We start from the raw sequence: 13,783 nt of genomic DNA, 5'->3' as shown, positions 1-13,783 counted from the left end.
TTCATCCACCGGAACGGCGTTCACAATACTGAACGCATCCGCGCGGGTCAGCGTAGATCCAGGAGGCAGTTCGCCATGGCAGCAACACCAGTCTGGAGTGTGGACCCCCGCACCGGGAAGGACCGCGAGCAGGTTGCGGTGGAGGCCACATCCCGGGAGGTGGACGAAGCCGTACGCGCCGCCCACGCGGCCCGCGGCGCGCTCGCCGACGCCACCGGGCGCGCCGCGTTCCTGCGGGCCGCCGCCGACCTGCTGGACGAGGCCGCCGCCCACGTCATCGAGGCCGCCGACGCCGAGACCGCGCTGGGCCCCGGCCGGCTCACCGGCGAGCTCGCCCGCACCACCGGCCAGCTGCGCGCCTTCGCCGACGCCGTGGACGAGGGCTCCTACCTCGACATCCGCATCGACCGCGCCGACCCCACCACCGCACCGCCCCGCCCCGAACTGCGCCGCTACAAGGTGCCGCTGGGCGTGGTCGCGGTCTACGCCGCCTCCAACTTCCCGCTCGCCTTCTCGGTCCCCGGCGGCGACACCGCCAGCGCGCTGGCCGCCGGCTGCCCCGTCGTCGTCAAGGCGCACCCCGACCATCCCGCCACCTCCGAACTGTGCGTGTCGCTGCTGCGCCGGGCCGCCGTCGCCACCGGGCTGCCGGCCGGGGTCGTCGCCGTGGTCCACGGGTTCGACGCGGGCCTGGAGCTGATCCGGCACCCGCTGATCAGCGCCGCCGGGTTCACCGGATCCATCCGGGGCGGGCGGGCGCTGTTCGACGCCGCCGCCGCACGGCCCGTACCGATCCCCTTCCACGGGGAACTGGGCTCGCTGAACCCGGTGGTGGTCACCCCTGCGGCCGCCGCCGAACGCGCCGAGGAGATCGGCGGCGGGCTGGCGGGCTCGGTCACGCTCGGCGTCGGCCAGTTCTGCGTCAAGCCCGGCCTGGTGCTCGTACCCGAGGGCGCGGACGGCGACCGGCTCGCCGGCGCGCTGACCAAGGCGCTCGGGGAGACCGAGCCCGGGGTGCTCCTCGACCACCGGATGCGGGAGAACTTCGTCGCCGGGGTCCGCGAGCGCGCCGCGCTGCCCGGGGTGGACGCGCCCGTCACCCCCGGCTCGGGCGGCGAGCACACCGTCGGCGCCGGCTACCTGAGCGTCCCCGCACGGACCCTGCTGGAGGGCGGGCCCTACGAGGTGCTGCTGGAGGAGTGCTTCGGTCCCGTCACCGTGCTCGCCCGGTACGCCGGCCAGGGCGAGGCCGCCGCCGTGCTGGGGCGGCTCCCCGGGAACCTCACCGCGACCCTCCAGTTGTCGGCCGCCGAGGCGGACGGCGGCCCGGGGCCTGCGGCGGATCTGATCTCCCAGGTCACGGCGCTGGCCGGACGGGTCGTGGTCAACGGCTGGCCGACCGGTGTGGCGGTGGCCCCGGCCCAGCACCACGGCGGCCCCTACCCGGCGGCGACCTCCCACTCCACCTCGGTGGGCGGCACCGCGATCGAACGCTGGCTGCGCCCGGTGGCCTACCAGTCGGTCCCGGACGCGCTCCTCCCCCCGGAACTCCGCGAGGCCAACCCCCTCGGCCTCCCGCGCCGGGTGACCGGCGACTGAGCCGCCCCACCCGGGGGGGCGGGGGCCGGGCGGCCGGGGCTTAATGCGTTGCCGCCCGCGCCCCGGTCCGGGCAAGCTGCGCCTCATGCCGAAGCCGCACGGATTCTCGTACGAACAACTGGGCGACCGCGTGGTCATCACCCATCAGGGCCGGTCCGCGACCACCCTGCGGGGTGCCCGGGCCGACAAGTTCCTGGCCGAGGTCGAATCCGGTGACGCCCAGCTGGTGATGGCCCGCTGGACCGGCGCCTACAAGTTCGGCAACGAGCGGATGGCCAAGAACCACCCCCGCAACCAGGGGCGCGCCTGAATCCCGGGGAGGGCGGGGAATCCCGGGGGAAAGTAAGGGAACGGCAAAGCACCCTCGGTCGTTCTCCCGGCATGACCGCTATGACCCCTGGTTCCAACCTGCCGCTCAACACCGTCCGCGTGACGGTGGACGTGGCTGCCCCGGTGCGGCTCGACGTGTCCGGGCTGCTCCTCGCCGCCGACGGCAAGGTGCGTTCCGACGCCGATTTCATCTTCTTCAACCAGCCGGCCGGCCCCGGCGTCAGCTATCAGTCCGGCGGCGGCACGGCACCGGACTCGATCACGGTGGACACCGGCTCGGTCCCGGCCGGGATCGAGCGGATCGTCATCACCGCCAGTCCGGACGCGGCGGGGCAGACCTTCCAGGGCATCGAGCCCACGGCCACCGTGCGGGACGCCGTCAGCGGATCGGTGATCTCCACCTTCACCCCGCCCCAGCTGGGCACCGAGACCGCCCTGGTGGTCGTCGAGGTCTACCAGCGCGGCGGCGTCTGGAAGGTGCGCGCGGTCGGCCAGGGTTACGCGAACGGCCTCGCCGGCATCGCGACCGACTTCGGGGTCTCGGTGGACGAGGAGCCCGCGCCGGCGGCCGCCGCCCCCGCGCCCGTCGCCCCGCCCGCGCCCCCGGCTCCCCCGGCTCCGTCCGCGTACCCGGCCTCCCCCTGGCTCGGCGCCGGCGCCGGCGCGCCCGCGCCGGCCCAGGCCCAGGCCCCGGTGGCCGCTCCCGCGCCGGTCGCCGCCGCGGCCCCCGCCCCCGGCGCCGGGAAGATCAACCTCGACAAGGGCCGGGTCAGCCTCCAGAAGAACCAGACCGTGTCCCTGGTCAAGGGCGGCCGGCCGCTGCTCTCCCAGGTCAAGATGGGCCTCGGCTGGGAGCCCGCGTTCCGCGGCCGCGCCATCGACCTGGACGCCTCGGTCATCGCGTACGGCCCGCAGCGCAACCACATCGACAGCTGCTACTTCGGCAAGTTGTCCATCCTGGGCGGCTCCGTCAAGCACTCGGGCGACAACCTCACCGGCGACGGCGCGGGCGACGACGAGGTGATCGTCGTGGACCTCGGCCGGCTCCCCGCCGACGCCACGGGCCTCGTCTTCACGGTCAACTCCTTCTCGGGCCAGAAGTTCACCGAGGTGGCCAAGGCCTACTGCCGCCTCATCGACGCCGCGAGCGGCGAGGAGCTGGTCCGGTTCGACCTCACCAGCGCCGAGCCGCAGACCGGCGTGATGATGGCGAAGCTCATCAAGCAGTTTTCGGGCGAATGGGAGATGACGGCCATGGGCGAGTTTGTGAAGTCGCGCACAGTGCGCGGCATGGTCAAACCCGCCGCGCAGGCACTCTGAGCAGGTGAGCGGGCACATGGAGCGACGGGCGCCCTCCTCGGGTGATCTGTTCCACCCTTAATACGGAGGTGGCTGTCAGTGCCCACCCGTAGCCTTGAACCCATGCACCAGACACTCCAGCCCGCGGGCCCCGCGCGCCCGTCCGCCGCCGAGGCGAACGAGGCGATACGGCAGCTCGTCGAGAGCCGGGTGGACGGCGAGTGGCCCTCCGAGGCGTACGAATTCCTCCTCGAGGAGTGGGCCGCGGCCAGCCGCGCCGAAGCTCAGTGAACCACCCGAAGTGATCCAGCCGAACAGTTGAAGACCACGCACAAGAGCCGCCGGAGCCCCAGGGCCCGGCGGCTCTTCTCATCGCGGTGCGTCCACGGTCAGCGCCCGCGGGTCAGCGCCCGCGCCGCCACGGCCCCGTGATGGCCAGCATGATGCCCGGTTCCTGGATGTTGGCGAACAGCGTCCGCCCGTCCGGCGAGAAGCAGACGCCCGTGAACTCCGAGTACTCCGGCTCCTGCTCCGTGCCCATGTTCATCTCGTTGCGGGCCAGCGGGTACGTCCGTCCCGACTCGGTCGCGCCGAACAGGTGCTGCAGCCCCGAGCCGTCCTCGGCGATGATCAGACCGCCGTACGGGGAGACCGTGATGTTGTCCGGGCCGTCGTACCCGCCGTCCGCCGACGGGTCGGCGTTCACCCCGAGCAGGACCATCAGCCGCACCGTGCGCCGCTTCGGGTCGTAGAACCACACCTGGCCGTCGTGGGCCGTGCCGGGGCTCTCCTCGCGGGCGTAGGAGGAGACGAAGTACGTCCCGCCGTCGGCCCACCACATGCCCTCCAGCTTGCGCGCCCGGGTCACGGCCGAGGCCCCGAACTGCTTGCGGACCGACACGGTGCGCGCGTCGCGGTCGGCCACCGGCACCCAGTCCACCCCGTAGGTGGTCCCGATCTTCGTCGCCCGCGAGAGGTCGTCGACGAACAGGCCGCCGCTGTCGAAGCACTTGGCGGCCGCCAGCACACCGGCGTCGGCGGCGAGCGTACGGAGCCTGCCGCGCCCGTGGCGGAAGCCGCTCGGCGGGGTCCAGCGGTAGAGCAGCCCGTTGGGGCCGGAGGCGTCCTCGGTGAGGTAGGCGTGGCCCTGGCGCGGGTCGATGACGACGGCCTCGTGGGCGTACCGTCCGAAGGCCTTGACGGGCTTCGGGTCGCGGTTGGCGCGGCGGTCGTGCGGGTCCACCTCGAAGACGTAGCCGTGGTCCTTGGTCATGCCGTTCTTGCCGGCCAGGTCCTCGGTCTCCTCGCAGGTCAGCCAGGTGTCCCAGGGGGTGGCGCCGCCCGCGCAGTTGGTCGACGTACCGGCGACGCCGACCCACTCCGCGACCTCGCCGCCGCGCCGGACCTCGACGACCGTGCAGCCACCGGCCGCGGCCGGGTCGTAGACGAGGCCCTCGGTGAGCGGGACGGGGTGCGTCCAGCCCGCGCGCGGGCCCTTGAGCTCGTGGTTGTTGACGAGGAGGGTGACCCCCCGGTGGCCCTCGAAGGCGGCCGTGCCGTCGTGGTTGGACGGGGTGATCTCGCCGGAGTCCAGGGTGGTGACCCCGCTGTGCGTGATCACGCGGTAGGCGAATCCGGCGGGGAGGGCCAGTATGCCGGCCGGGTCGGGGACGAGCGGGCCGTAGCCGGGGCCGTGCTCGTGACCGTGTCCGCGGTCCTGTCCGCCGTGCTCGCCGTGGTCTCCGGCCGCCGTGCTGTCGTCGGCGGCGAGGGCCCCGGGAGCGGTGGCGAGTGCGCCGACCGTTCCCGTGAGCGCGACCCCCGCACCGGCCAGTACGGTGCGGGAGGTGAAGTCTCTGCGGCTGAGCGGCATCGGGTCTCCAGGGGTGGGGAGGTGGTGCGCCTGTCGTGCGGTCGTCGGCGCACACGCTCCCGCCCGCACGTGAACGCCGACTGAACTACCCGGGAAAACGAATCGACCCCTTCCCGGTGTCCCCGTTGGCCGACTCCCACTGGCGAACGGCTCGTTACCGCCGTCTCAGGCGTTGCGGGAACGCGCCTTGAACGCGGCCTTGCGCGCTTCCTTCGCCGCCTTCTTGTCGGGATGCAGCCGCCCCATCGCCTCCAGGACGAAGGCCGTCGCCGGGTGCTCCACCCTCCACGCCTGCTCGAAGAACCCGGCGTGGTGGGCGGTCAGCGACTCGATCAGGAGCGGCAGTTCCCGCGCCTCACCGCCCTCGCCGCCCTCCCCGTCCGCGGCGAGCTGAGCCGCGATGGTGTCGACCGTCAGCCAGAACACCATCTCCTCGTCCGGCGCCGGTACGTCGGTCACCCCGCGCTCGGCCAGCCAGACCCGGGCCAGCCCGCCGAGCTCCGCGTCGTCCAGCACCGCGCGGACGGCCGGCTCGGCCTCCGCTCCGGCCGGTGCGAGGGCCTGCTGGCAGCGCAGCCTGCGCAGCGGCCCGCCCGCGTCGGATCCGCGTGCCGCGGCGAGCAGTTCCGCGACGGCGGTGGGCACGGGGCGGCCGGCCAGCCACTGTTCGATCTCGGCCTGGGCCGCGCTCTCCGAATAGTGGGAGACCGCGTCGAGCAGGACGTCCGCGCCCTTGCCCGCCAGCTCTCCGACGGCCGGGGCCTCGACACCGGCCTCCAGCATGCGTGCCCGGATCCCGTACAGGCCGAGCGGGGTCAGGCGGACCATCCCGTAGCGGGAGACGTCCTCCTCGTCGGGGGCCGCGCCCGGCTCGGCGCCCCCGGCCGCGAGGAACTCTTCGTCCTCGGCATCGGCCATCAGGTCCTCGTCGACGGGGCGGAACTCGACCAGCCCGATGGGCTCCAGCTGCCGGAACTGGTCGTCGAGGCGCATCATCGCGTCCGAGACCTGTTCCAGGACGGCGTCGGTCGGGTCGCCCATGTCGTCCGGCACGACCATCGAGGCGGCGAGCACCGGCAGCGGGACCGGGCCGTCGGCCGCGCCTCCCTCGGCGACGGACAGCAGGTAGAGGTTGGCGAGCACCCCGTCGAGGAAGTCGGCCTCGCGGCGCGGGTTCCAGTCGAGCTGGTCGAAGTCGATCTCGCCACCCGCGTCGAGGGCGTCCACGAGGTCGTCCAGGGCGGGCACCGCCGCGTCGGCGAGGACGGTGTCCAGGGCGGCGAGCCACAGGTCGAGCACGTCGCCGGGGGTGCCGCCGGTGACCAGCGCCAGGTCCTCACCGGGCTCGGCCGTCCCGGACTCCCCCTCGCCGCCGGACTCCCCCTCGCCGTCGGCCGCTTCCTCCGGTCCCGGGCCGTCCTCCTCCGGTTCGGTGACCTCGACGAGCCCGGTGTCGACGGCCACGCGCCAGGCCTGGCTCGCGTGCGCCGCGGAGTCCTCGTCGGCGGGGTCGAGGCCCAGCAGGGCGACGGCCTCGGGGACCTGGGCGGCGACGAGCTCGCCGCCGATGTCCACCCTGGTCTGCGGTCCGGCCCAGCGGGCGAGCCGGACGGCACGGGCGAACAGCGGGGCGGCGAGGGCGTCCCGGGCCAGTTCCGCGTCGGGGAGCAGCCGTACCGGCGGCAGCGTGGGGTGCGAGTCTGCGGACATCGGGTGGTTCTCCTCGCGGGCACGGGTGGTTCGGGTACGGGTCGTTCGGCGCCCCAGCGTAGACGCATTTCGGGCGCCTCCGGCCGGTCATCCCCTTTGGTTCATCCCACAGTCAGCTGCCGTATTCCCTGTAGGGCTTGACAACTTTGCTGACCAAGAAGGAAATTGACGCGCGTAGATATCTGCTTCCTCCTCCACACACCGGAGTTCCTGCCCATGCGCTCCTCGCATCCCCGTTCCGCCGCCGTCGCGGCCCTCGTCGCCACCGCACTGGCCACCGGTCTGCTCGCGGGTACCGCCGAGGCGGCCGAAGGCGCCGCGTCCGCCGATCCGATACGCATCCACGACATCCAGGGCACCACCCGGACGTCCCCGTTCGCCGGCAAGCAGGTCGCCGACGTCGCGGGCATCGTCACCGGCGTTCGTACGTACGGCTCGCGCGGCTTCTGGATCCAGGACCCGGACGCCGACGACGACGCCGCCACCAGCGAGGGCGTGTTCGTCTTCACCAGCTCGGCCCCGACCGTCGCGGTCGGCGACGCCGTCAAGGTCTCCGGCCTGGTCGGCGAGTACATACCCGGCGGCCTCACCTCCGGCAACCAGTCGGTCACCCAGATCTCCAAGCCGGTCGTGACCGTCGTCTCCTCCGGCAACGCCCTGCCCGAGGCCACCGCCGTCAACGAGTACTCGGTCCCGTCCGAGTACGCCCCGGCCGGCGACCCGGCCGCCGCGGGCAGCATCAACGGCCTGACCCTGGAGCCCTCGCGCTACGCCCTGGACTACTACGAGTCGCTGGAGGGCATGAACGTCAAGATCGGCACCTCCCGCGTGGTCGGCGCCACCGACCCGTACGCCGAGCTCTGGGTGACGGTCAAGGGCTGGGAGAACAACACCAAGCGCGGCGGCACGCTCTACGGTTCGTACGACTCCCAGAACACCGGCCGCCTGCAGATCCAGCAGCTCGCGCCGCTGGCGCAGCAGCCGTTCCCGGTGGCCAACGTCGGGGACAAGCTGGTGGGCGCCACCGAAGGCCCGCTGGACTTCAACCAGTTCGGCGGCTACACCCTGGTGGCCCGCACCCTGGGCACGGTCAAGGCGGGCACCCTCGCCCCCGAGAAGACCAAGGCGCAGGCCGCGAACGAGCTCGCGGTCGCCACGTACAACGTCGAGAACCTCGACCCGACCGACCCGCAGGAGAAGTTCGACAACCTGGCCAAGGCCGTCGTCGAGAACCTCTCCTCCCCCGACATCCTCGCCCTGGAGGAGATCCAGGACGACAACGGCGCCAAGAACGACGGCACCGTCTCGGCCGAGGCCACGCTGACGAAGTTCACCGCGGCGATCGCGGCCGCGGGCGGCCCGGCGTACCAGTGGCGCACGATCAACCCCGAGGACAAGAAGGACGGCGGCGAGCCCGGCGGCAACATCCGCCAGGTGTTCCTCTTCAACCCGGCGCGGGTCTCCTTCACCGAGCGCGCCCCGGGTGACGCGGTGACGGCGACCGGTGTGACCACGGAGAACGGCAAGGCCGCCCTGACCCACTCGCCCGGCCGCATCGACCCGGCGAACCCGGCCTGGGTGGACAGCCGCAAGCCGCTGGCCGGCGAGTTCGTCTTCGGCGGCAAGACCGTCTTCGTGATCGCCAACCACTTCGGCTCGAAGGGCGGCGACGAGGGGCTGACCTCCGTGCACCAGCCGCCGGTACGGTCCTCCGAGGCCAAGCGGCTGCTCCAGGCGCAGGCGGTGAACTCCTTCGTCAAGAACATCCTGGCGGTGGACAAGAAGGCCTCGGTCCTCGCGGTCGGCGACATCAACGACTTCGAGTTCTCGGGCACGACGCAGGCGCTGGAGGACGGCGGGGCGCTGTACTCGGCGGTCAAGTCGCTGCCGAAGGCGGAACGTTACTCGTACGTCTACCAGGGCAACGCGCAGGTGCTGGACCAGATCCTGACGAGCCCGGGCATCAAGCAGTTCAGCTACGACAGCGTGCACATCAACGCGGAGTTCGCCAACCAGAACAGCGACCACGACCCGCAGGTCGTGCGCTTCCGCCCGTAGCGGCGGCGCCGAGGGGGCCGGGCCGCACCGCCGCCCGGCCCCTTCGGCATGATCCCGGCATGATCTTCCGCACCGCACCACACCGCACCGCGCCGCGCCGCACTGCACCGCACTGCACCGCACTGCTTCTACGAGCGGCTGGGCTTCGCGCGGAGCCACGAGGGCTTCGGGTTGCCGCTGGACCGAGTCCGGGCCTCTGGCCATAACCCCTGGTCGGAACCCTGGGCGGGACCGCTGATCGGGACCGCCGGGAGCCAAGGAAGGGACCTTTGGCCCTGGCGTGACGCTCAGCACATCTCTACACATTCGGGCGGTTCTGGTGTTGAGTGTCCCCACGCCCGATCTTGCACCGTACTCCTCGGGAGGACCGCGTGTTCCCCTCCATCTCCCTCGCCCAGGAAATCGGCATCGCCGTCCTGCTCGTGGCAGCTCTCGTCTGGCTCGTCGGACTCGGCCACATGCTGTGGGACAGCCGGTTCCACCACCCGGAGCCAGGCGCCTTCGACGGTCTCTCGGTCATCCCGGCCCAGCGCGGCATCTCGATGCACCCGCTGGAGTCGGTGGAGCTGACCGAGGCGGAACAGCAGGCCTTCGCGGGCCTGGTCCGCACGATCCCCCTCCACTGACCACCCCGCACCCGGCCCCCCGGGGCCCCGCACACGCGAACGCCCTCCCCCGCTCGGGTGGGGAGGGCGTCGCTGCCGCCGGGACCGGTGGGGGTCAGTTGTGGCTGTGGAGGACCTCGTTCAGGCCGCCCCAGGCCGCCTTGTACGGGCGGGCCTCGACGGCGCCGGTGACCGAGTTGCGGCGGAAGAGGATGTTGCTGGCGCCGGAGAGCTCCAGGGCCTTGACGATCTGGCCGTCCGGCAGGGTGACGCGGGTGCCCGCGGTCACGTACAGGCCGGCCTCGACGACGCACTCGTCGCCCAGCGCGATGCCGACGCCCGCCTCGGCGCCGATCAGGGTGCGCTCGCCGATCGAGATGATCTGCTTGCCGCCGCCCGACAGGGTGCCCATGGTGGACGCGCCGCCGCCGATGTCGGAGCCGTCGCCGACCACGACGCCGGCCGAGATGCGGCCCTCGACCATGGAGGTGCCGAGCGTGCCGGCGTTGAAGTTGACGAAGCCCTCGTGCATGACGGTGGTGCCCTCGGCGAGGTGCGCGCCCAGGCGGACCCGGTCCGCGTCGGCGATGCGCACGCCCTTGGGGGCGACGTAGTCCGTCATCCGCGGGAACTTGTCGATCGAGGTGACCTGGAGGTGCAGGCCCTCGGCGCGCGCGTTGAGGCGGACGGTCTCGACCTGGTCCACGGCGACGGGGCCGAGCGAGGTCCAGGCGACGTTGGTCAGCAGGCCGAAGACGCCGTCCAGGTTCTGGCCGTGCGGCTTGACCAGGCGGTGACTGAGCAGGTGCAGGCGCAGGTACGCGTCGTGCGCGTCCAGCGGCTTGTCCTCGAGGGAGGCGATCACGGTGCGGACGGCTACGACCTCGACTCCGCGGACCGCGTCCTGGCGGATCGCCTTGGGCGCGGTGGCGCCCAGCAGCTCCACGGCCTGATCGGCGGTGAGGCGCTCGGTGCCGGCCGGGCCGGGCTCGGCGACCAGCTGGGGGGCGGGGAACCAGGTGTCGAGGACGGTGCCGTCGGCGGTGATGGTGGCAAGTCCGGCGGCGACGGCGCCGGTGGTACGCGTAGCAGTCATATCCGAAACCTAACCGGCGACGGCCCGCGGTTGCGAACCGGTCTCATGTGCCGGGCGCGGGTCGTGTCGCACCGCGCCCCCCAGGGCCTCCCCCACGGCGTCCGGCACCGCCTCCGGCTCCGCGCCCTCCACCGCCACCGCCACCGGCACCGGCACCGGCACCGGCACCGGCCGCAGCTCCCGCCCCTCCCGCCCCTCCCGCACCGACATCCACAGCACCGCCCCGCCCGCCCCCGCCGCCAGCACCGCGCACAGCGGCCACAGCAGCCCGGGCGCCACGGAGTACAGGGCGCCGCCGAGCGGCCCGCCGAAGACGACGCCGCTGGCCGAGACCCCCGCGTACAGGCTCTGGAACAGTCCGATGGCGTGCGCGGGCGCCTGGTCGGCGACGTAGGCGGTGGCGGTGGTCTTGTAGAGGATCTCGCCGAGGCTCAGCAGCACCATCATCGAGACGGCGGCCGCGATCCCGGTCCCGAGCAGCAGCGCCCCGTACCCGGCGCCGACGAGCAGCAGGCCGACGCCGACGACGCGCAGCGGCGGGCGGGCGCGCAGGGCGACGGCGGCGGGCAGTTCCAGGAGGAGGATGACGGCGCCGTTGAGGGCGATGATCAGCCCGTAGACGCCGGTGTCCAGGCCGTGGTCGGCGAGGTAGACCGGGAAGGTCGAGTACTGCTGCCGGTAGATGACGTCGACGACCAGGATCGCGCCCAGCAGGACGAGGACGGCGGGCCTGGCCCGCAGTTCCCCCCGTACGCCGCGGCCCAGACCCCCGTCCGGGGCCGCGGCGGGGGTGTTCGCGGCGCCTCGCGCGGGCACGACGCGGGCGGTCCACAGGGCGAAGACCAGGGTGCCGACGCCGTCGGCGACGAAGAGCCAGTCGTAGGACAGGCCGGTCGCGATCAGGGCGCCGAGCGGGGGGCCGAGGGTGAAGCCGCCGTTGGAGACGCAGCGGACGACGGCGAAGGCCTGGCGGCGCGCCCCCTCGGGGACGATCACGGCGACGAGCGCCGAGTTGGCGGAGCGGATCGCCCCCAGGGCGTACTGGGCCGGCGGCAGGGCGAAGCAGAGCCCGGCGGTCGGCAGCGTCGGCAGGAGGACGAGGGCGCCGCCGGCGAGGGCTGAGGCGATGAGCAGGACGCGCCGGTGGCCGTGGCGGTCCCCGAACCCGCCGCCGGTGAAGTTGCCGGCGATCAGGCCGATGCCGCCGATTCCGGTGATCAGGCCGGCCTCGGCGACGGAGAGTCCGCGCGGGCCGGTCAGGTACACGAAGACGAAGACGAAGGTGAAGCTGGACACCGCGTTGACGAACGCACCCGGTGCGAGCAGCCAGACCGCTCTCGGCACCTCTTTGAATCCCTGCAGCAGCTGCACCCTCTGACCCCCGAGTCAGTTCCTTTTGGGAACGGACTATGCCAGCATGACAACCTCGGGTCAACGGACAAAGGAGTGCCCATGGCCCAGCGCACGCCCCTCGACGACGCGGACTGCTCCATCGCCCAGGCCCTCGACGTCGTGGGCGACTGGTGGACGCTGCTGATCGTGCGCGACGCCGCACGCGGCGTGCACCGCTTCGAGGAGTTCCAGCGCGAACTGGGCGTGTCCCGGAAGGTCCTGACGGAGCGGCTGAAGCTGCTGGTCGAGGCGGACGTGCTGACGCGCGAGCCGTACCAGGAGCGTCCGGTGCGCCACGAGTACCGGCTCACCCCGCGCGGCCGCGGGCTGCTGCCGGTCCTGGTCGCCCTCCAGGACTGGGGGGACACCTGGGTACTGGGAGAGGGAGAGATGACGGCAACAGCGGACGAGGCTTCGCGCGAGGCCGTACGGGTCCACGCGCTGCGCGGCACCCGGCTGCCGGAGCTGTCGCTGCCGGACCGCTTCGGCGAGCTCCGCGATCCGGTGGCGGACACGCCGTTCACCGTCCTGTACTGCTTCCCGGGCGCGTATGCCCGGGCCGAGTCCTACCCGCCGGGATGGGCCGGGATCCCCGGGGCGCGGGGGTGCACCCTCGAATCGTGCACGTACCGCGACCAGCTGGCGGAGTTCACGGCGGCGGGGGCGACGGTGCACGGGGTGTCGACGCAGCGGCCCGACGAGCAGCGGGAGTTCGCGCAGGCCGAGGGGCTCCGCTTCCCGCTGCTCTCGGACGCGGAGCTCGGGCTCGTGACGGCCCTGCGGCTGCCGACGTTCCGGGCGGGGGGCGTCAGCCGGCTGAAGCGGCTGACGCTGGTCGTGGACCGGGACCGGACGGTCCGCGAGGTCTTCTACCCGATCCGGGACATCGCGGCGAGCGTGACGGCCGCCCTCGGTGCCGTCCGCGCGGCACGCTGACGGCGCCGGTTCAGGGCCGCATGACCCGGCCCAGGATCTCCGCCGCGGCGGACTCGTCGTACTCCGCCCCGGTCAGCAGCACCTGCAGGCTGAGCCCGTCCAGCACCGCCACCACCGCCCGCGCGGTCGCCGGGTCCACCCGGTCCGCCAGGGCTCCGGCCACGGCCTCGTACCACTCCGCCGCCACCGGTCGCAGGGCCGGGCGGCGCAGGGCGGCCAGGTAGAGCTCGTACTCCAGCTCCGCCCGCGCCCGGTCCCCGGACAGCAGCTCGCCCAGCAGCCGCGCCAGCGACGCGGCCAGGTCCACCCCGGGGGGCAGCACCGGGGTGAACGCCTCGTTCGCCTGCCTCAGCGCCGCCACCAGCAGGTCGTCCAGGGTCGCGAAGTGGTAGGTCGTCGAGCCGAGCGGTACGTCCGCCTCCGCCGCCACGCTGCGGTGACTCAGTCCCGCGATGCCCTTCGCCCCGACCACCCGGATCGCCGCGTCGATGATGCGCTGCCTGCGCTCGGGGTCGTAGCGGCGGGCCATCAGTGCGTGGTCCCGCCGAGGTTCAGCAGCACGACCCCGGCGATCACCAGCACGATGCCGCCGATCTTCGCGGCCGTCGCGGCCTCCCCCATGAAGACCATGCCGATCGCGGCGATCGCGGCGGTGCCGACGCCGGCCCAGATCGCGTAGGCCGTCCCGACCGACATCGACTTCAGCGTCTGCGCGAGCAGGGTGAAGGCGATGAGGTACCCCACCACCGTGATCAGGGAGGGCCACAGCTTGGTGAAGCCCTCGCTGAACTTCATGGCGGTGGTGCCGGCGACCTCGGCGGCTATGGCGGCGGCAAGCAGTACGTAGGGCATGCGTACGACAGTACACACCACTGTGGACACCTG

Annotated in this window: 13 protein-coding genes; 7 read left to right on the top strand and 6 right to left on the bottom strand. The window is 73.0% G+C overall.

Annotated features, from left to right (window positions below):
- Positions 1-75 precede the first annotated feature (75 nt).
- The 4 genes from OG904_RS24120 (at position 76) to OG904_RS24105 (ending at position 3,519) form a co-directional block, all read left to right on the top strand.
- Positions 76-1,599 (top strand): aldehyde dehydrogenase (NADP(+)), encoded by a 1,524-nt coding sequence (locus OG904_RS24120; protein WP_405494273.1) that lies wholly within the window; start codon positions 76-78, stop codon positions 1,597-1,599.
- Between the two features lie 85 nt (positions 1,600-1,684).
- Positions 1,685-1,909 carry a hypothetical protein gene (locus tag OG904_RS24115; RefSeq protein WP_405494271.1) on the top strand — a complete coding sequence of 75 codons (225 nt, stop codon included), beginning with the start codon at positions 1,685-1,687 and terminating at the stop codon, positions 1,907-1,909.
- A gap of 80 nt (positions 1,910-1,989) precedes the next feature.
- Positions 1,990-3,249 (top strand): TerD family protein, encoded by a 1,260-nt coding sequence (locus OG904_RS24110; RefSeq protein ID WP_405494269.1) that lies wholly within the window; start codon positions 1,990-1,992, stop codon positions 3,247-3,249.
- Positions 3,250-3,351: 102 nt separating this feature from the next.
- Positions 3,352-3,519 (top strand): hypothetical protein, encoded by a 168-nt coding sequence (locus OG904_RS24105; RefSeq protein ID WP_243338429.1) that lies wholly within the window; start codon positions 3,352-3,354, stop codon positions 3,517-3,519.
- Between the two features lie 112 nt (positions 3,520-3,631).
- Here OG904_RS24105 and OG904_RS24100 read toward each other — a convergent pair whose 3' ends face one another.
- The gene (locus OG904_RS24100; protein WP_405494267.1) at positions 3,632-5,101 is read right to left on the bottom strand and encodes an alkaline phosphatase PhoX; all 1,470 of its coding nucleotides are present in this window, start codon (positions 5,099-5,101) and stop codon (positions 3,632-3,634) included.
- 165 nt (positions 5,102-5,266) lie between these two features.
- On the bottom strand, positions 5,267-6,811 hold the full coding sequence (locus tag OG904_RS24095) for a hypothetical protein (RefSeq protein WP_405494265.1): 1,545 nt from the start codon (positions 6,809-6,811) through the stop codon (positions 5,267-5,269).
- Between the two features lie 216 nt (positions 6,812-7,027).
- Here OG904_RS24095 and OG904_RS24090 point away from each other — a divergent pair, with 216 nt between their 5' ends.
- Both OG904_RS24090 and OG904_RS24085 read left to right on the top strand, forming a co-directional pair.
- A complete protein-coding gene (locus OG904_RS24090; RefSeq protein WP_405498222.1) occupies positions 7,028-8,869 on the top strand; it encodes an endonuclease/exonuclease/phosphatase family protein in 1,842 nt (613 codons plus the stop codon).
- 371 nt (positions 8,870-9,240) lie between these two features.
- Complete coding sequence (locus tag OG904_RS24085) at positions 9,241-9,495, top strand: hypothetical protein (RefSeq protein WP_405494263.1); 255 nt, start codon at positions 9,241-9,243, stop codon at positions 9,493-9,495.
- Positions 9,496-9,589: 94 nt separating this feature from the next.
- On the opposite strand, the gene dapD is transcribed toward OG904_RS24085, so the two are convergent.
- Entirely contained in the window at positions 9,590-10,570 is a 981-nt protein-coding gene (dapD, locus tag OG904_RS24080; protein ID WP_328297985.1) for a 2,3,4,5-tetrahydropyridine-2,6-dicarboxylate N-succinyltransferase, read from the bottom strand.
- Positions 10,571-10,579: 9 nt separating this feature from the next.
- The gene (locus OG904_RS24075; RefSeq protein WP_405494260.1) at positions 10,580-11,914 is read right to left on the bottom strand and encodes an MFS transporter; all 1,335 of its coding nucleotides are present in this window, start codon (positions 11,912-11,914) and stop codon (positions 10,580-10,582) included.
- Positions 11,915-12,022: 108 nt separating this feature from the next.
- Between OG904_RS24075 and OG904_RS24070 the strand changes: the two genes are divergently transcribed.
- Complete coding sequence (locus OG904_RS24070) at positions 12,023-12,898, top strand: winged helix-turn-helix transcriptional regulator (RefSeq protein WP_405494258.1); 876 nt, start codon at positions 12,023-12,025, stop codon at positions 12,896-12,898.
- 10 nt (positions 12,899-12,908) lie between these two features.
- Here OG904_RS24070 and OG904_RS24065 read toward each other — a convergent pair whose 3' ends face one another.
- Together OG904_RS24065 and OG904_RS24060 are read right to left on the bottom strand one after the other, a co-directional pair.
- Positions 12,909-13,427, bottom strand: a complete 519-nt coding sequence (locus tag OG904_RS24065; protein WP_405494256.1) for a TetR/AcrR family transcriptional regulator — start codon at positions 13,425-13,427, stop codon at positions 12,909-12,911.
- A complete protein-coding gene (locus tag OG904_RS24060; RefSeq protein ID WP_405494254.1) occupies positions 13,427-13,750 on the bottom strand; it encodes a DMT family transporter in 324 nt (107 codons plus the stop codon). Before OG904_RS24060 ends, OG904_RS24065 begins: the two co-directional genes overlap by 1 nt.
- Positions 13,751-13,783 lie beyond the last annotated feature (33 nt).

Source organism: Streptomyces sp. NBC_00096, from assembly GCF_045041305.1.
Taxonomy (GTDB): Bacteria; Actinomycetota; Actinomycetes; order Streptomycetales; family Streptomycetaceae; genus Streptomyces.
This window is presented reverse-complemented; position numbering and strand designations above follow the sequence as displayed.

Bases quoted from the DNA above. Each gene is read 5' to 3' on its own strand.
- OG904_RS24120 (WP_405494273.1), top strand. From the start codon at position 76: ATGGCAGCAACACCAGTCTGGAGTGTGGACCCCCGCACCGGGAAGGAC.
- OG904_RS24115 (WP_405494271.1), top strand. From the start codon at position 1,685: ATGCCGAAGCCGCACGGATTCTCGTACGAACAACTGGGCGACCGCGTG.
- OG904_RS24070 (WP_405494258.1), top strand. From the start codon at position 12,023: ATGGCCCAGCGCACGCCCCTCGACGACGCGGACTGCTCCATCGCCCAG.
- OG904_RS24060 (WP_405494254.1), bottom strand. From the start codon at position 13,750: ATGCCCTACGTACTGCTTGCCGCCGCCATAGCCGCCGAGGTCGCCGGC.
- OG904_RS24065 (WP_405494256.1), bottom strand. From the start codon at position 13,427: ATGGCCCGCCGCTACGACCCCGAGCGCAGGCAGCGCATCATCGACGCG.
- OG904_RS24105 (WP_243338429.1), top strand. From the start codon at position 3,352: ATGCACCAGACACTCCAGCCCGCGGGCCCCGCGCGCCCGTCCGCCGCC.
- OG904_RS24100 (WP_405494267.1), bottom strand. From the start codon at position 5,101: ATGCCGCTCAGCCGCAGAGACTTCACCTCCCGCACCGTACTGGCCGGT.
- OG904_RS24095 (WP_405494265.1), bottom strand. From the start codon at position 6,811: ATGTCCGCAGACTCGCACCCCACGCTGCCGCCGGTACGGCTGCTCCCC.
- OG904_RS24110 (WP_405494269.1), top strand. From the start codon at position 1,990: ATGACCCCTGGTTCCAACCTGCCGCTCAACACCGTCCGCGTGACGGTG.
- dapD (WP_328297985.1), bottom strand. From the start codon at position 10,570: ATGACTGCTACGCGTACCACCGGCGCCGTCGCCGCCGGACTTGCCACC.
- OG904_RS24090 (WP_405498222.1), top strand. From the start codon at position 7,028: ATGCGCTCCTCGCATCCCCGTTCCGCCGCCGTCGCGGCCCTCGTCGCC.